16 protein-coding genes and 1 pseudogene are annotated in these 17,066 nt (G+C 62.5%); 11 read left to right on the top strand and 6 right to left on the bottom strand.

Annotated features, from left to right (window positions below):
* Window positions 1-10: 10 nt before the first annotated feature.
* Window positions 11-115, bottom strand: a pseudogene (locus AC1RLU_RS19555) (LysR family transcriptional regulator); the annotation flags it as partial.
* 312 nt (window positions 116-427) lie between these two features.
* Between AC1RLU_RS19555 and AC1RLU_RS19550 the strand changes: the two are divergent.
* The 5 genes from AC1RLU_RS19550 to AC1RLU_RS19530 all read left to right on the top strand — a co-directional run bounded on the left by AC1RLU_RS19550 (window position 428) and on the right by AC1RLU_RS19530 (window position 4,945).
* Window positions 428-1,300, top strand: coding sequence for an ABC transporter permease (locus AC1RLU_RS19550; RefSeq protein WP_492797615.1), 873 nt, complete (start codon window positions 428-430; stop codon window positions 1,298-1,300).
* Window positions 1,300-2,136 carry an ABC transporter permease gene (locus AC1RLU_RS19545; protein ID WP_492797614.1) on the top strand — a complete coding sequence of 279 codons (837 nt, stop codon included), beginning with the start codon at window positions 1,300-1,302 and terminating at the stop codon, window positions 2,134-2,136. Before AC1RLU_RS19550 ends, AC1RLU_RS19545 begins: the two co-directional genes overlap by 1 nt.
* Entirely contained in the window at window positions 2,133-3,308 is a 1,176-nt protein-coding gene (locus AC1RLU_RS19540; RefSeq protein WP_492797612.1) for an ABC transporter substrate-binding protein, read from the top strand. Before AC1RLU_RS19545 ends, AC1RLU_RS19540 begins: the two co-directional genes overlap by 4 nt.
* A 114-nt stretch (window positions 3,309-3,422) precedes the next feature.
* Window positions 3,423-3,758 (top strand): EthD family reductase, encoded by a 336-nt coding sequence (locus AC1RLU_RS19535; RefSeq protein ID WP_492797610.1) that lies wholly within the window; start codon window positions 3,423-3,425, stop codon window positions 3,756-3,758.
* Window positions 3,759-3,835: 77 nt separating this feature from the next.
* Entirely contained in the window at window positions 3,836-4,945 is a 1,110-nt protein-coding gene (locus AC1RLU_RS19530) for an ABC transporter ATP-binding protein (protein ID WP_492797681.1), read from the top strand.
* A 517-nt stretch (window positions 4,946-5,462) separates the two neighbouring features.
* Here AC1RLU_RS19530 and AC1RLU_RS19525 read toward each other — a convergent pair.
* The 5 genes from AC1RLU_RS19525 to AC1RLU_RS19505 form a co-directional block, all read right to left on the bottom strand.
* Window positions 5,463-6,539, bottom strand: a complete 1,077-nt coding sequence (locus tag AC1RLU_RS19525; protein WP_492797609.1) for an ABC transporter ATP-binding protein — start codon at window positions 6,537-6,539, stop codon at window positions 5,463-5,465.
* 2 nt (window positions 6,540-6,541) lie between these two features.
* The gene (locus AC1RLU_RS19520; protein WP_492797607.1) at window positions 6,542-7,342 is read right to left on the bottom strand and encodes an ABC transporter permease; all 801 of its coding nucleotides are present in this window, start codon (window positions 7,340-7,342) and stop codon (window positions 6,542-6,544) included.
* Window positions 7,339-8,151, bottom strand: a complete 813-nt coding sequence (locus tag AC1RLU_RS19515; RefSeq protein WP_492797605.1) for an ABC transporter permease — start codon at window positions 8,149-8,151, stop codon at window positions 7,339-7,341. Before AC1RLU_RS19515 ends, AC1RLU_RS19520 begins: the two co-directional genes overlap by 4 nt.
* Before the next feature lie 44 nt (window positions 8,152-8,195).
* Window positions 8,196-9,233, bottom strand: coding sequence for an extracellular solute-binding protein (locus AC1RLU_RS19510; protein ID WP_492797603.1), 1,038 nt, complete (start codon window positions 9,231-9,233; stop codon window positions 8,196-8,198).
* 64 nt (window positions 9,234-9,297) lie between these two features.
* The gene (locus AC1RLU_RS19505; protein WP_492797601.1) at window positions 9,298-10,272 is read right to left on the bottom strand and encodes a succinylglutamate desuccinylase/aspartoacylase family protein; all 975 of its coding nucleotides are present in this window, start codon (window positions 10,270-10,272) and stop codon (window positions 9,298-9,300) included.
* Between the two features lie 104 nt (window positions 10,273-10,376).
* Between AC1RLU_RS19505 and AC1RLU_RS19500 the strand changes: the two genes are divergently transcribed.
* From AC1RLU_RS19500 to AC1RLU_RS19475, 6 genes are all read left to right on the top strand, one after another.
* Window positions 10,377-11,126: an IclR family transcriptional regulator gene (locus tag AC1RLU_RS19500; RefSeq protein ID WP_492797600.1), complete on the top strand. Its 750-nt coding sequence runs from the start codon at window positions 10,377-10,379 to the stop codon at window positions 11,124-11,126.
* Between the two features lie 316 nt (window positions 11,127-11,442).
* The gene (locus AC1RLU_RS19495) at window positions 11,443-12,594 is read left to right on the top strand and encodes a threonine ammonia-lyase (RefSeq protein ID WP_492797598.1); all 1,152 of its coding nucleotides are present in this window, start codon (window positions 11,443-11,445) and stop codon (window positions 12,592-12,594) included.
* 99 nt (window positions 12,595-12,693) lie between these two features.
* Window positions 12,694-13,317, top strand: coding sequence for a TetR/AcrR family transcriptional regulator (locus AC1RLU_RS19490; protein WP_492797596.1), 624 nt, complete (start codon window positions 12,694-12,696; stop codon window positions 13,315-13,317).
* 58 nt (window positions 13,318-13,375) lie between these two features.
* Window positions 13,376-14,143, top strand: a complete 768-nt coding sequence (locus tag AC1RLU_RS19485) for an HpcH/HpaI aldolase family protein (protein ID WP_492797594.1) — start codon at window positions 13,376-13,378, stop codon at window positions 14,141-14,143.
* Window positions 14,144-14,859: 716 nt separating this feature from the next.
* A complete protein-coding gene (locus tag AC1RLU_RS19480; protein WP_492797593.1) occupies window positions 14,860-16,002 on the top strand; it encodes a mandelate racemase/muconate lactonizing enzyme family protein in 1,143 nt (380 codons plus the stop codon).
* A 295-nt stretch (window positions 16,003-16,297) separates the two neighbouring features.
* Window positions 16,298-17,056 carry a substrate-binding periplasmic protein gene (locus AC1RLU_RS19475; protein WP_492797591.1) on the top strand — a complete coding sequence of 253 codons (759 nt, stop codon included), beginning with the start codon at window positions 16,298-16,300 and terminating at the stop codon, window positions 17,054-17,056.
* Window positions 17,057-17,066 lie beyond the last annotated feature (10 nt).

Here is a 17,066-nt window from a genome sequence, read left to right as displayed (position 1 = left end):
CCGCGAAAATCTCCTCGACCTCGCGGATGATCTTGCTGATTGCGGGCTGGCTCAGCCCCATCTCCTGCGCCGTTCGGTGAGCATTGCGGTAACGGCCGACATTCGCGAGCACCATGAGGTGCTGGACCTTCAGGCGTGATTGCAGATCCGTGGTGAACATTCCTCAGCTCCTCCCGTCAAATCGATATCATTCTGTTATCGTCTGATGAAAAAACATCATCATTGAATTATCAAAATATCTCCGCCTATCCTTTGGTCCAAGATGTGGGCGCCGGGTTTCGCACCGCGCCCCGTACCGGGGATCGTGGCGGAACATGCGCGTTGTTGCTGCTCAGAATGATCTGAACCCTGCTGGCGCCAGGCTTTTCGAGCGGGCCTTCCCGCACTTCGTCATCAAGCGAGGGCCGGGCGCCGAGGAACAATGGACATGAGGTCGTCAGCCGTTCCTGGGTCGCGGCAGGCACTGCTCGCCCTTCCCGGCGCCATCTGGCTGCTGACCTTCGCCGTGCTGCCCCTGGGCTTTCTGGTCGTCATGTCGTTCTGGTCGACAACCATCTTCGGACTGTCGACCGAGTTCACCCTCGACAATTACGCGACCATCTTCTCCGACAGCGTCTATCTGACCATCCTGGCCAAGACGATCCGGATGGCCCTGATTACAACGACCCTGACGCTGCTGTTTTCCTATCCTGTCGCGTATTTTCTGGCCGGCTTGAGCGGCCGCAGCAAAGCGATCTGCCTTTTGCTGCTCTTCATGCCGTTCTGGTCGAGCTATGTCGTGCGCACGTTCCTGTGGCTACCGATGCTGGGGCGCAACGGCTTGGTCAACACGCTGCTCATGAAGATCGGGATCATCGACGAGCCGATCAATGCCCTGCTCTTTTCCGAAGGCACGGTCCATCTCGGGCTCATCTACGTCTATTCGCTTTTCATGATCCTGCCGATCTACCTGTCGCTCGATCGGCTCGACAGGCGCTTGATCGAAGCTGCGGCCGATCTTGGCGCAGGTCCGCTCAACACCTTCAGGCGCGTCGTCCTGCCGCTGAGCATGCCCGGCGTCCTGTCGGGCAGCGTAATGGTCTTCCTGCTGGCTTGCGGAGCCTATGTCACGCCGCAGCTCCTCGGCGGAACCGCCGGCGTCATGTTCGGCAACATCATCGCCGCCCAGTACCTGAACACGAACAACTGGCCGCTCGGGGCTGCTTTGTCGGTCGTGCTGGTGCTCGTCGTCCTGGCCGGAATGTTCCTGGTCGGCCGCAAAGCCAAGATGGAAGAGATCTTCGTGGGAGGGCAGCACTGATGAGCAACGCCACTCTCGAAACCGAAGTTCGGCCTCTGGCGTCCTTCGCCTGGCCGCGCGCCGAGAACCTCCGCAAGGGGCTGCTTTACGCTTACGCCGCCCTGTTCTTCCTGTTCCTGTATGCGCCGATCGGGCTCCTTCTCGTCTTGTCGGTCAACGATTCCGAGGTGATCGGCCTGCCCTTCAAGGGCACCACCCTGCGCTGGTACGAATACGTCCTGACAACGCCCGAGCTCATTCGCGCGCTGGCCAACAGCTTTGCGCTCGGCTTCGTCAGCGCGGGCCTCGCCACCGCGATCGCACTCATGATGGCGATGGGCTTCCGGCGCGAGTTCCCGCTCAAGGGCCTGCTGATGAAGATCGTGCTCTTGCCGATCCTGATCCCGGGCATCGTCGGAAGCGCGGTGTTCCTGATCTTCTTCGGCTATCTGGAAATCCCGTTCGGGCTGTGGACCACGGCTCTGATGGTCCACATCACCTGGGCCCTTCCCTTCGCGTTCCTCACGATCTTTCCGCGGCTGCACGGCTTCGATCGCGGGCTCGAGGAAGCGGCGATGGATCTCGGTGCCACGCCGATCGTCGTCTTCCGCCGGGTACTGCTGCCGATCGTCCGCCCCGGCATTGTCGCCACCTTCCTTTTCGCCTTCACGCTCTCCTTCGACGAGTTCGTGCGCACCTTCCTCGTCATTGGCACGCAGCGCACGATCCCCGTCCATCTCTGGACCCTGATCATCGACCAGATGGCACCATTCCTGCCTGCCGTCGGCGTCGTGATCATGGCCGTTTCGGTCAGCGTATCGCTGATCGGCTTCGCGCTCACGCCGAAGGAGAAATGACGCCGGGCCGGCGCGGCACCGCTTTCGAAAGCCCAACAAGAACTGAACGAGGGGAAAACATGTCGAAACTCAACTCCGCATCGTCCGGCTTGAACCGCCGAACCTTTCTCAAACACAGCGCCAGCGCCGGTGCCGCGGCGAGCCTCGGCCTGTGGGGCGCGGCGGCGAACGCAGCCGCCTCGATCGACGTCGTCATGGTCAACGCCGCCATCAGCGGCCCTCTTCGCGGCGTGCTCGAAAGCGCCTCGGGGGGCAAGATCAACGATGCACCCTGGCAGTCGACCACCGATGTCGTTTCCCGCCTCACCGCTCCCGGCGGCACGGGTCGCTATGACCTTCTGATCGCGGGATCGGATTTCGTCCGCAAGCCGATCATGGGGCCGAAGCCGGGAAGCGAGCTCGTTCTGCCCCTCGACACGGCGAAGATGCCGAACTTCGGGCAGGTCGCCGACGCCTTCAAGAAGGACGTCGCGGATCGCGACGGCAAGGTGTTCATGGTGCCGGTTTTCTGGGGCTTCGACTCGGTGATCTACAACACCGAGCAGATGCCCGAGAACGATCCCTTCACACAGTCCTGGGCGCCTCTGTTCGAGGACAAATATGCCGGACGCATCGCCTGGTACGATGCCGCCCATCAGATGATCATGGCGGCCGGCCTGCACCTGGGAAACCCGAAGCCCGAGGATCTGAACGGCAAGGACCTCGATGAGGTTGTCAAGTTCCTGATCTCGCGCAAGAAGAATATTCGTACGATCTGGTCGACCTTCGCCCAGGGTACGAATCTGCTGGCAACTGGTGAAGTGGCCTGCCTCTATGGGCCGATTCCAGTCCGCGCCGAGCTCCAGCGCAAGGGTTTCAAGATCACCAATGCCTGGCCCAAGGAGGGCGTGCTCTCCTTCGCCCACTCCGCGTTCGTGCCCCGCGATTCGAAGAATCTCGAAGCCTCGCAGGCTGTAATCAACGCTATGCTCGGTAAGGATTACGCGTCGCAGGTGACGAAAGTTTCCGGCTACCTCTCGACGTCGAATCTTGGCAGCCAGGACTTTACCCCCGAGGAGCGAAAGCGCTTTGGCTACGGCGTGCTCGATGGCTCGACCAAGCATCACGGCCTCGGCTTCCCGCCCGCGATCGCGAAATGGATCGAAGGCTGGAACCGCGTGAAGAGCGCCTGAGCCTCGCGCAACGCGACGCCCGTCTGCACGGGCATCCCTCCGGCCTAAACCGGCCGGAGACCATCAAGCTTAATCGCCGGCCGCAGCTGCCGGCCGCCGACAAGGGAGAACGGCATGTCGATCGGTTACTTCGTCCGCTACGAGGGACAGTCCAATGAGCCGGAGCGCTTCATCGACTATTACATGAACACCCACGGCAGCTTCATGAAGGCCTATCCCGGTATCCGGTCCGCGATCGTCCACCTGCCGGTCGACGGCTGGCATGATCCGCTCAAGATCAATCCCGGCACCTCCTTCATGCTCGGCGAGTTCACCTTCGACTCCGTAGAGGCGCTCAATGCCGCCCTGGCGTCAGAGGCACGCATCCGGGCGCGTGAGGACGCCGGACGCTTTCCGCATTTCGAGGGGAAGGTCACGCACCAGGCTTTCAAGAAGCACATCCTGTTCTAGCGGGCGCCGCTTCCGAAGTTCTCTATGCGTAACGATGGGATGGCAAAATGGTAGCGGTGGCTAGGCGGGTGGACCTGATGGATGAAAACGTGAGCCAGGCCGATAGGGTGGCGCGTCCTTGTGCTGTCTCCATTCGCGCCGTTTCGAAGTCGTTTGGCCAGGTCAAGGTCCTGCAGGAGACAGATCTCGACATCCGCCAGGGCGAGTTCTTCTCCCTGCTCGGATCGTCCGGCTGCGGCAAGACGACCCTGCTGAGAATGATCGGCGGTTTCGAAACCCCGACCTCCGGCGACATCGCCATCAGCGGCCGCAGCGTCATCGGAGACCCGCCATACCGGCGACGCACCAACATGATCTTCCAGCATCTGGCGCTCTTTCCGCACATGACCGTGGCGGAAAACATCGGCTTCGGGCTGGAGATGAAGAAGCTCGACGCCAAGGCTATCGCCGGGAAGGTCGAGGAGGCGCTGGCCCTGGTGCGCCTGTCCGACATGGGCGGGCGCAGAATCGATGCCCTGTCGGGCGGCCAGAAGCAGCGCATCGCGATGGCCCGCGCCCTTGTCAACGAGCCCGATGTCCTGCTTCTCGACGAGCCGCTCGGCGCTCTCGACCTGCAACTGCGGCTACAGATGCAGGACGAGCTGAAACGGCTTCACCGCGAAACCGGACGGACCTTCATCTTCGTCACCCATGACCAGACCGAGGCGATGACGATGTCCGATCGCATCGCGGTGATGGGCCATGGCCGCATCATGCAGATCGGCACGCCCGAAGAGGTGTACGAGCGCCCGAACTCCCGGTTCGTCGCGCAGTTCATGGGCCACTCCAACTTCCTCGAGGGAGTGGTTCACTCGGTTGGGCCCGATCGCGTGGGTATGGTGACGACAAGGACGGCATCTCTGCCATGCCGAGTACCCGCATCGATCCAACCGGGACAATCGGTTCTGTTCGCGCTCCGATACGAAAAGCTCGGCGTCTCGGCACCGAGAGGCGGTCGCGACGAACTGTTGGCGACGGTCGTATCGCGGAGCTACATGGGCGCCAGCGTGCGGTACGAAATGCGGACGGATGACGGAACCGATCTGTTGGCCGACACCGGCCATGCCGCTCAGCACTTTGCGCCAACGACCGGCGACCGCGTCGCGATCAACTGGTCTGTCGACGCACCATCGATCCTCGCAGATTAGCTCCGTATGCGCACGGACACCGCTGTTAGGCAGCTTGTATAGGTTATGATCGCCTAGATAAGTCCTGTTTCTCGTCGAGTTGTCGGGCGATCGTGTCGGACGCCGCAGGCTGTCGTCAGGGCGCAGGCGATCTATGACCTAGAGATTACCCGCCTGCCAATTAAGCTGCACATCGGCATGAACCGGATAACTCCCATTCACCACTTGCGGCCATCCTAGCAGACCTGTGTGCGATGCCCTCGCGCTCTTGTAAGGGTTTGTGGCTTCGACTGGGAAAACACTGAGAGAAACACACAGCGACTTCCAGGCGAGGCACTATGCCAGGAAGGAGACGTCCCCAGTTTGCCAAGGACCGACACCTGGCGATCCTCATTCCTCCGCAAGTGTCTGCTTATGGGCAAGGCGCCAACTTCCGCAAATGTGGCGCACAGAGGCCGCTCCGGACGACAGCCGCGCGATCGAGTAATCGCTCCACTCGTTGGCGGCAGTTCGAGCGCGTATCAGCTGTCTGATCGCGCTAGACTTGTTGGCGTCGACCGAACCAGCGCAGTGCATTCGCCCTAATCACAAGGCTCATGGCATCGCCCGGAGCCAAGCCGCGGAGCGTATCCGGCGGGACGCAGGCAACGATCGCACTTCCGTCAGTTAGTGTGCCATGCAGATTGGCGATGGAGCCTTGATAGGAAATCTGCTCGACCGTTGCCTTGAGCGTGGAGGCCTGGCCGGCATCCGTGACCGAAACGGCTTCAGGACGAAGCAGAACCTCCCCTTCCTCCCCGAGCGAGCCGACAACGGTGTCGGCTTGCAGCTCGACTGTGATGCCGGCGGCAAGGGCAATCGATACATGCGTCTCGTTCCGGCCGGCGATATGGCCGGGGAGGAAGTTCGCCCGGCCGATAAAGTCAGCGACGAAGCGGTTCGCCGGCTTTTCGTAGATTTCGCTCGCGCTGCCGAGTTGCTGGAGCTCGCCATCCTTCATGACCGCGATCGTATCAGCGATGCTCATCGCTTCAGTCTGATCATGGGTCACGAAGATCGACGTTAGACCGAATTCGCGCTGCAGCCGCGACATTTCCAGGCCGGTGCTTTCGCGCAGCTTGGCGTCGAGATTGGAGAAGGGCTCGTCGAGCAGCAGGATCGAGGGGTTGATCACGAGCGCGCGCGCCACCGCGACCCGCTGCTGCTGACCGCCGGAGAGCTGGCGCGGAAGGCGATCCGCGAGGCCGGAGAGCTTGAGCTTGTCGAGCATCACGCCGACCCGCTGGTCGCGTTCCGCTCGCGCCACGCCGCGCCGGCGCAGCCCAAAGGCGATGTTCTCGGCCGCACTCATATGGGGAAACAGCGCGTAATTCTGGAACACCAGCCCGGTATCGCGCTTATGGGCCGGCATGCGGGTGATATCGGAGCCGCCGGCCCGAATCGACCCGGAGGTCGGCTCGATGAAGCCGGCGACCATCCGCAAGGTCGTGGTCTTTCCGCAGCCCGAGGGGCCCAGCAAAGCCAGCATCTGGCCCTGCGGAACCTTCGCGCTCAGGTCGGCGACCGCGACCGCGGAACCATAGGTCTTGCGCAGGTGATTGATCTCGATGTCCATGGTCAGTTCCGGGAGCGCCCAAGGGAGCTCGACAAATGATAGAGAAGCATGAAGCCGAGCGTGGCGAGCACGAGCAGGCCGGAGACCGCTGCAACCGAGGGCTCGAAGCCGAGCTGCACTGCGGAGTAGATCGTCACGGGTAGCGTCGGAGCGCCTGGCTCAGCCAGGAACAGCGCAAGCACAACCTCGTCGAAGGAGGTGATGAAGGCGAGAACCGTTCCGGCGATGATGCCTGGCCGGACGACCGGCAGGACCACGAGGAAGAAGGCGGTGACCGGCGAAGCCCCGAGATTTCGAGCGGCTTCTTCAAGGCTGCGGTCGAAGCGACGCAGCACCGGCAGAGAGACGCGCAGCACATAGGGCGTGCAGACGATGACATGCCCGGCGACGAGCTTCCACGGACCAGCCAGAAGCCCGGTGCGGGTGAAGAACAGCGTCAACCCGACGGCAAGCACGAGCGTGGGCAGGATCAGCGGCGACAGGAAGACCGCTTCCAGCAGCCGCCGGCCCGGAAAGTCGAAGCGCGTCAGCGCATAAGCTGCGGACACCCCCAATGTGCAGGCGATGAATGCGCTGATCACCGCAATGCGCAGGCTGGCCAGGAGCGCCGTGAGATAGCGGGTGTCGTGCAGCGCCGCAGCGTACCATTTCAGCGTCAGTCCCTGCGGAGGAAAAGCCAGATAGCCCGTATCTCCCAGCGGCGCGGCAACGACGACGAGGATGGGAAGCAGAAGGTATCCGAAGGCCAGGACCGTCAGAACCAGCATGGCGATGCCGAGCGGAGAACGCAGCGATATCGTCATCGCGATGGCTCCTTTTCGCCGCGGCCTTCAAGTAAGGCTCCATAGGCCAGCGACACCGCCAGCACGACGACGAGCAGGATAGTCGCTAGAGCAGCTGCGAACGGCCAGTCCAGCAATTCGACGGCCTGCTCGTAGATTGCGGTCGCCATGACGTTTGCACGGGCACCGCCGACCAGGCTCGGTGTCGCGAAGGCGCTGATCGCCAGGGAGAAGACGAGAAGCGAGCCCGCTACGATGCCCCCGCTTGCGAGCCGGAAGGTGACGAGGCCGAGGGCGACGCTCGGGCGCGCGCCCAGGCTCATCGCGGCGTATTCGAGATCGCGATCGATCGATTTGAACACTCCGTGCAGGGTCAGGATCATCAGCGGCAGCAGGACCTGCGCGAGGGCAATGATGACGCCCGTCATCGTGTACATGGTCTGCACCGGCTGATTGACGATCCCGAGCGCAAGCAAGGTCCGGCTGAGCAGCCCGTCGCGAAAGAACAGCACCATCCAGCCGAATGAGCGTACGACGGCGCTGACCAGCAGCGGAAAAGTCGTCAGCAGCAGGAGAAAACTAGCCCAGCGCGATTGCGATCGTGCCAGCAGATACGCTGTCGGGACGCCTAGGAGGAGGGTGATCGCTGTGACGGCGAAACCCAGCCAGAGCGTGCGGCCCAGCATTTCCCAATAATAGGAGTCGAAAATGAAGCGCTCATATTGCGCGAATGAGAAGCCGACCTTCTCGGTGGCGCTCATCGCCAGTAGCGATGCCTGCGGCCAGATGAAGAAGACTGCGTAGACGAACGCGCAGGGAGCGAAGAGCAAGACGGGCGCGAAACGCGCCGCGCCCGAGCCTGTAACGGCGGTCGTCACCTTGCGATCTCGCGATTCCAGCGCTCGATCCAGCCGGCGCGCTTGGCATTGATCTTGTCACGATCGAGCTGGGCAAGCTTGTCAACGGCGGGAACCTCAGCCGCCAGATCCGCAGGCAGCTTGGTGTCGGGATTGGATGCGGTCCAGCGCATCGTCCGCGCGATCTCGATCTGCGCTTCCGGCTTCAGCATTGCATCGATGGCTGCCCCGGCGACATCCGCGTTCTTGGTACCCTTGGCGACGCAGGCGGTGATGTTGACGGCAGGGCTACCTTCCTGCGGCGTGACGAAAGCCACCGGCAGGCCGGCCTGCTGCAGCTTGAAGGTGTTGCCGGTGTCATAGGGCATGATCCAGATGTCGCCCTGCCCGAACAGGGTCGGCAGATCGGAGGCCGCCTTGAAGATCGTCTCGCCCTTGATCTTCTTCATCGCCTCGAAGCCGGGCTCGATATTGTCTTCGCTGCCGCCGAAGGCCTTGGCGAGCATGACGAGGAAGTCGACGCCGTAGCCGTTGGTGATCGCCGGGAAGGCGATATGCCCCTTGTACTCGGGCTTCAGGAAATCCTTGTAGCTCGTCGGCGGCGTCTTGATCTTATCCTTGTTGTAGACGATGCCCTCGGCGATGACGGCCCACGTTACCCAGTGCCCGTCGGGATCCTTCAATGCGGCCGGAATCTGCCCAAGGCGGGAGACGCCGGCCAAGGGCTGGCTCAGCCCCTCGCTCTTGGCGAAGGCCTCCTGGCCGCCGGAGAACTGGAACATGTCGATCTGAGGATTGCCGGCCTCCGCCTTCATTCGGGCGAGGGCAGCGGCCGACTGCATCGGCACCTGGGTCGTGGACGCCCCGCTTTCCTTGTCGAAGGGCGTGAAGACAGCTGCCTGGATGATGTCCATGGTCGACCCGCCGAAGCCCGAACTCACGAGCTTGCGGCCGGCGAACGACTGCGCCTGTGCGGCGCCCGGCATCCATGGGAGAGCGGCGGAGGCGGCAAGCGCTGCCATCGCCTGGCGGCGGTTGATGTGGCTGATACCCATGATGGTCCCCTGTTGTTGGGCCGGGTATCGAAACCCGGCCATGTTACCGAGTTCAGCTGCGGTTTCAGGCCGCGTCGTACCCCTTGGTGCCGACCAACTCGAAAACCTGATCGCCATTGTAGATCGGCATGTGCGGGCGGCGGATCGACCCGACCCAGGCCTTCTCGACCGGGCAGTGAACCTCCTCCACCACGTCGCCGAAGAGATCGACGATATCGGCGAGATGCTGGCCCTTCACGACATCATCCCCCGGGCCGACCTTGGGGATGAACAGGCCACCATGGGTGGCTTTGTGATGGATCGCATCGCCGCCGAGGCGGAACTGCGCCGGCACGATCGGCTCGCCTGGCAGCATGCCACGCGCCTTGCAGACATTGAAGATAGCGAGCGTCAGACGGTCGAGATCTTCTGCCGTGACCCGCGCGCCACCGCCACTCTCGACGATCAGCGAGGGCTTGCCGCTCTTGGTATAATGGGTGAAGTGGCAGCCCGAGAGGCCCTCCTCCAGCGAATTCCAGACATTCGGGGCGCCGCAGGCGCGCCCGAGCCGCTCGGACTCCGTGCCCTCCGCCGTGCCGTTGTTGTGGAACAACGTATAATGGCAGGTGATGGTGAGGTCGCCGCCGGAATGCAGATCCAGCATCGCGTCCGAGTTTGCGAGCGAAAGCTCAAGCAGCCGATGGGCCAGTTGGTAAGTGTGATGGCCCTGACGGTCGCCGGGGAAAACGCGGTTGAGATTGTAGCCGTCCTGGGGGGTCAGGCGGTTGTAGCCCCGGAAGCCGAGCGGATTTGCGAGCATCAGGCAGACGACCCGCCCGGAAAGCTGGCTGAGATCGACCGTCTTCAGAAAGCGCTGGATCGAGAGAGGGCCGACCACTTCGGGGCCGTGGATGCAGGCCTGCAGCCAGAGCGTCGGGCCCTCCTTCTGGCCCTCGGCAATCAGCACCGGGGAATAGATCGGGCCGTCGGGGTAGGAGCCCAGCTCAACATGGCCCTTGGTGATCTGCCCTTTGGCAGGCTTGGCGGTGCCGATCATCATCTGCTGCGCGCTCTCGTTGCTATCGTGCAGCGGCTTCTCGCTGCTGCTATAAGAGAGCCTGACGTACCATATATGTCAACAGCGTTATCGCATATGGAACATACATGAGCTCGCTCGAAAACGGATTGCGCATCCTCTCGCTCCTCAATGAAGAACGGAACGTTCTCCGTGTCGGAGAAGTCTGCCGCGAGCTCGACATGCCCAAAGCCTCGGTTTCCCGGCTTCTGAAGGCACTGTCGGAAGCGGGTCTTCTGGAGCGCGAGGAGCGTGACCTAGGCTATGTCGTCGGGGGCCGCGCCCTGGATCTAGCCGCCCTCTATCTCGCTCGTCACAGCCTGCTCGATCTCGTTCGCGTCGCAATCGACGATCTCGTTCGTGAATTCGGTTTCACCGGGCATGCAGGAATCGTGTCAGGTCACGAGCGCGTGCTGCTGGTCGCCCAGCAGGGCACCTATGCGTTGCAGCACACCGGAGCCGTTGCCGAGCGGAAGCCAGCCTTCGATTCGATTATCGGCCGGGCCATTCTGGCGCGCCTGGACGACGATCGCGCCCTGGCGCAGCTCGATGCACAGGGAAAGCTGGGCCTGCGCGCCATGATGAGCGATCAGGAGGTCAAGGCGGAGTTCGCCGCAATCCGGAAGAACAGAATTGCGCGCTCTTCCAGCCTGATCACTCCGGGCATTTCTTCAATCGGGGCCGCAATCGCCGATCCTGGCCGCAACGAGATCATGGGGCTCTGCCTGTCATTCCCGACAATTGCGGCCGACAGTGGTGTGCAGGATCAGATTGCCGCGCGTGTCGCACAGCATGCGCATGCGATCGGCATGCGCATGCGCGATCCAGTCTGGTCTTGAGGGCGCTCCCGCTCGAAAGCGGCGCAACCGGAAGCAGCCGCTCCGAAAGTCATCAGCGAACCAAGCATGAGAATTCAACGTAGCCCCCGAAATGTCTGCTTCCGGGCAGTGACTCAATGTCCGGTCATGGCGCATCGCATTCTGACCTGCCTCTGGCGTCTCCGGCTCGCTGAGAACGATTGAAATGTAATTTTTCCGGCTTTCTGCCTGAACCGGTGAAGTCGCGGCGCAAGCAGGCAAACACTTTGCAGCCAAAGGCCGCACATTTAACGTCCACTCCTGCCTCCACAAATTTATCGGCAGCCCCGCGCGCCGTTTGACGCAGCGCTTTCAAAACCGTATGTACGGTATATTATTTGCTGCTTGGCTTGGTGGCTGGAAGGCAGATTCCTTAGATTGCACGCTTCAACGACGAAGGACGCCCGGCCAGTGTGCAGGGTTAGGTAATTGCCTCATGAACCAGACTTTCGACGCGGCTCGCGACTTTTATCTTCAGCCGCCCGAATTCACCGAAATCCGCGACGCCGCGGCCAATGCCGGCGGCCAGCTGGTGCGCACTCCCCTCTTCGAAAGCGAAAGGGTCAACCGCATGCTTGGAGGGCGCCTGCTGCTGAAGGCTGAAGGCTTGCAGCGGACCGGCAGCTTCAAGGCGCGCGGCGCGTTGAACTTCATCGCAGGCCTTCCGACAGCAAATCGTGCCAGGGGCGTGGTCGCCTACTCCTCCGGCAATCACGGGCAGGCGGTCTCCTGGGCAGCTTCGCGCCTGGGCATCCCGGCGCTGGTCATCATGCCTGAAACGGCGCCCGCCGCGAAAGTCGAGCGCGCCCGCGGCTGGGGCGCCGAGGTTCGGCTGATCGATTGGCGCGCCGTCGATGCCAAGAGCCTGTGTCAGTCGATCGCGGCCGAACGCGGCATGACCATGGTCTCGCCCTTCGAGGACCGCCGCATCATTGCCGGAGCGGGAACGCTGGCGATGGAAGTCGTCGAGCAGGCCGCTGAGATGAGGGCTCCCGAGCCCGATGCCATGCTGATAGGCTGCTCTGGCGGCGGATTGCTGGCCGGTTGCGCCATCGCGGCACATGCCCTGTCGCCGCAGACGGAGATATGGGGCGTCGAGCCAGCGGGCTTCGATGATCTCGCCCGCGGTCTTGCCGCCCGTGAGCGGCTCGCGAACGAGCCGGGCCACAGTTCGATCTGCGATGCCCTGACCGCGCGCACGATGGGTGACCTGACCTTCTCCATCGCACTGCGCCATGTCCGTGGCGCCGTCAGCGTCAGCGATGACGAGGTGATGCAGGCCATGCGATTTGCCTTCGAGGAATTCCGCATCGTCGTCGAACCTGGGGGGGCGGCTGCGCTTGCCGCCGCCATGTTCGGCCGCGTGCCGGTGGCCGGGCGCACTGTCGCGGTTGTGGCCTCCGGCTCGAATGTCGACGCTGAACTCTATCGACGCGCTCTGGAGACCTAGCGCGCCGTTGGGCTGGCAGCATGGCCCCATCTCGTGCCAGGCTATCTGACCAGCTCGTGCCGGAATCCGACGATTCGATGAAACAATCCTTGAGTGCGCATGCCCGGTCGTAAAGCCAAGCCGATGAGCTTCGTCGCCGAACAGCCCACGAAGAAGCGCGGTCGCCCCAGCATGAAGGCGGCTCTGCTCGATGCGGCTCTGGATCTGGTCGCGGAGGGCGGCGTCCAGGCGCTGACCTACGAGGCCCTTGCCGAGCGGACGGGCGCTTCCAAGGGCGGTCTGCTCTACCATTTTCCTTCCAAGGAAGCGCTCTTCCAGGAGATTACCGAGCAGCTGATCGCGCGCTACCGCGCCGCTCGCCAGTCGGCGATCGAGGCGCTTCCCGCAAGTCCAGCACGGGAGCTCAAAGGCAATACCATCGCCTCCCTGCGCAACTCGTCCAAATCCGACAACGTCAGCGCCAAGATGATGGTGTCAGGCCTGTGGGACGCTGAGCAGGGTAAAAAATACCGTCGCGCTCGCTTCGACGAGATGAGCAGCGGCGCAGGTTTCAACCGGACGGCGGTGGTCTACCTCGCAACCGAGGGGCTCTGGTTCATGGAGCTCGCCGGTCGCTCGCCCTTCACCGCGGAGGAGCGCGTGAAGATCGAGACTATCCTGCTGGCTCTCGCTGACGGCGCCCAGATCGAGACTGCATTGGACGGTACGACGCAGGACAAATAGCCGGGTTCCCGCTGCCAAAGACCTTTTACGACAAACCGTATCGAACTCCGGACAGATCATGCGCAACGCTCTTCGCTCCAGGCTCGCCGCCGGCCAGCGCTCCATCAATGGCTGGTTGTCATTGCCCAGCGGCTATTCCGCCGAGATCATGGCGCGCCACGGTTGGCACAGCCTGACCGTCGACATGCAGCATGGCGTGCAGGACTATGCCAGCATGGTGCAGTGCTTTCAGGCGATCTCGGGCTTCCCCCTGACCCCGATGGTGCGTGTGCCCACCAACGAGCCGGGCATCATCGGCAAGGCGCTCGATGCCGGCGCCTGGGGCGTCATCTGCCCGATGGTCAACAGCGCCGAGGACGCGAGCGCATTCGTTTCCGCCTGCCGCTATCCGCCAGCCGGGCGACGCTCGAACGGCCCGAACCGGGCGGCCGGCTATGCCGAGACGCAGCCCTATCAGGCCTTCGCCAACGACGAGGTGCTGGCGCTGCCGATGATAGAGACCTCCGAGGCGGTCGACTCACTGGAATCCATTCTCGACGTACCGGGCGTGGACGGCGTTTATGTCGGCCCAACCGATCTTGCTTTCTCTCTCGGCCTGCCTCCGGTCTTCGACACCGACAATCCCGAGCTTCTTTCGATCTATCGCCGGATCGTGGAAGAGACGCGCAAGCGGGGCCGGTTCGCGGCCATCCACACGATGGACCCGGCCTATGCCGCCCGGATGCTCGACATTGGCTTCGGCTTGGTCACCGTCGGCGGCGATGCGGTGTTCATTGCCAAGGGTGCCCGTGCGACGGTGGGCGCGCTGAAAGGCGCTATCGGCTGAGCTCGCTCGACTGATCTCCCGACCGGCGACGCCAACACGAATCTGGCGTCAGGATGTTCCGGCCAAGCTGACGGATCGTGGTGCCGCGTTTGCGCGACCCTGATCGACAACGCCGCTTCTGCCGCCCAGCCCTCGACACAGTGCATTCACGCAGCGCCCCTCTCTGCGGCGTGAATGCCGGCCTTGCCGTGCCCGATACCTTGGGCGTCGAACAGAGACGGCGACGATTTCTTGATGCGCCCCGTCTCCGCCCTCTCCGCCAGGCGCTCCCGTGGACTGCCTCGTCGGCTTCAGGACGGTGATTTCGTGGCAGGCGGTGAGCACTTTGCGCAGCGCGACGATAATGCTAGCGCGCGGCCTCGCGCTCGGAAGCCACACCCATACCCCGGCCGCGGCCCCTCACGTTCGAAATGAAGCATTTCCGGCCCGCGCGGCCGATTTCCGTTGCGCTGTAGAGAGTGGCGAAAACGGGCGCTTCCTCATTGACAGCGGAAGCCCCTGTCAATTTACTGTACCAAATGGTCGGTTTAAATTCTGGGCGCCCCCGATGCGAACGAGTGCTCCCGCGAGCTCGCGGACGGCTTGGGCTCAGGCAGCCTGGTTGGTCGAAGGCTCCTTCTGAAGCGTGTCTTCCCTGCCTGGGTCCAACGCGCACCTGGCAATAACCCACGCATCCTGTCAGCGCGCCGCTGAGGGGTGAATCCGAGAGAGCCAAGATGAAGATCAGGGATATCCGCACCACGCCGCTCCTTTGCCATTTCAAGAACGACTACCATTGGGCTGATGGCGTGACGCTGTCCTCCCCGATCGTGCTGATCGAGATCGAGACGGAAGACGGTGTCACCGGGATCGCGGAGTCCGGCGTCGGCCCGACCATCGAACCCATGCTCGCGATCCTGCGTGACGCAATTCCGCACTTCATCGGAAAGTCGGTTTACGACACCAACAAGCTGATCTGGAACTACTTCATGACCGGCTTCAAGGCGCGCGGCATGGGGAGCCAGTACCGGATGTTCTCGCGCACGATGTCCGGCATCGAACTCGCGGCGTGGGATGTCATCGGCAAGGCGACGGGGCAGCCCGTCTGCAACGTCCTGGGGGGCGCGGTGCGCGACGAGGTCGGATATTTCGGCTTCGTTCAGGGGGACACCCCCAATGAACTTCGCAACCACGCCGACGAGTTGGTCAAGGAGGGCTACCCCGTCCTCTATGTGAAGGTGGGGCGAGGCAACGATCTGGACCTGGCAATCGTGAAGGCCGTCCGGGAGGCCGCGCCGCATGTTCGCCTTCGGCTGGACGCGAACGAGGCCTGGGACACGCTGCAGGCGATCACGATGATGGAGCGGCTGAAGCCCTTCGATATCGAAATCATGGAGCAGCCGATTCCGGGCACGACAGGACCTGATGGCTTCAGGCGCCTGCAGGGGGGCGGCATGCCGATGGCTGCCGACCAGAGCGTGTATCTACCTGAGGAGGTCTTTGCGCTGTGCAGCAGTCATGCCGTTCAGTCGATCGTGCTCGGATTGCATGAGACCTGCGGCGCCCTGAGATGGCGTCAGGCCGCCGGCATCGCTGCTGCGGCCAATGTCCGCATCAACATCCATGGAATCTTCGAGACCGGCATCACGACCTGCATGGCAAACCAGGTCGGTGCTACGGTCTCGAATCTCGACGATGCCAATCAGATCATGTGGCAGTTGCTCGCCGAGGACCTCATCCAGTCTCCGAGCCTGAAGCCCTCGAGGGGCTTCCTGCCGGTCAGCAGGAAGCCAGGCTACGGGTTCGAGTTGAACTGGGATGCCGTGAACAGGGCGCACGAGACATACAGGCAGTGCCAAGCCTGGGTTCCGGCTCTCTGATCGACGGCAGGCGACGTCCGACAGGCGCGAAGGCGTCTCCCTGGGTCCAGCGGGGCTCTGGGCGCCGCCCATAGGCTTCGCCCGACCGGCCGAATGGCACGGTCTTGACAGCAGGACGACCCTATTACTATACCAGATGGACGGGATATAAATTATAGGGTCGTGAGGAAGCTGATCGACGTCTTCTGCCGCAATGACGCCGCTGCGAAGCGTGTGCGTCCCGCAGCAACGTCTAGGCGACTTCAAATACTGCCCAGGACTATCGGAACGATCTCAATCCAGGGAGGAGCAGAAAATGAAGTTGACGTCTTTGCTGCGCAGTGCAGCCATCGTACTGGCGCTCGCCGCCGTCCCCGCTCAAGCGCAGGTCCTCAAGAACGGAGCCACCCCAACCGGCGTGCCGTTCAACTTCCTAGACCCAAAGACAAACACGATGCGCGGCTTCTTGCTCGACATTGCGGCCGAGGTGGCGAAGCGTGGCAAGTTACAGTTCGACCTGCAGACGCTCGACTTCCAGTCCCTCGTGCCGGCGCTTGAAAGCAAGAGGATCGATATCATCACGTCCTCGTTCGCCATCACCGAGCAGCGAGCTAAGGTCGTCGACTTCGCGGTGCCAATGTACAGCTTCTACTGTGGATTGCTGGTTCCCCAGGGCAATCCGAAGAAATTGGTCACCTACGATGACGTGAAGAAAGTCAAAGTCGGCACCAATATGGGCAACAACATCATCGCCAGTGCCCGCCAGAACGGAATCGAATTCGAGCTTTACAGCACGATCCAGGACCTGGTGAGAGACCTCAATCTAGGCCGGATCGATGCCGCCATCGTCGATACGCCCATCGTTGACCAGATGATGAAGGATAAACCCGAGTACAAATTCGAGTGGGTCAAGGATTTCAAGCCCTTTTCCAAGGACTACTACTCCTTCGCGGTCCGCAAGGGTGATAGCGCGCTCCTGGACAAGATCAACCCGATCCTGACCGAGATCAAGAAAGATGGCACATTGCAGGCCCTTATTACGCAATGGGGCCTTTCCGTCGACATCGCTCCCTGATCGACCTGTC

The sequence above is a fragment of the Allobosea sp. GW822-FHT05A11 genome, from assembly GCF_058800455.1.
The sequence above is the reverse complement of the archived record's forward strand: the minus strand, read 5'-3'. Positions and strand labels throughout refer to the sequence as shown.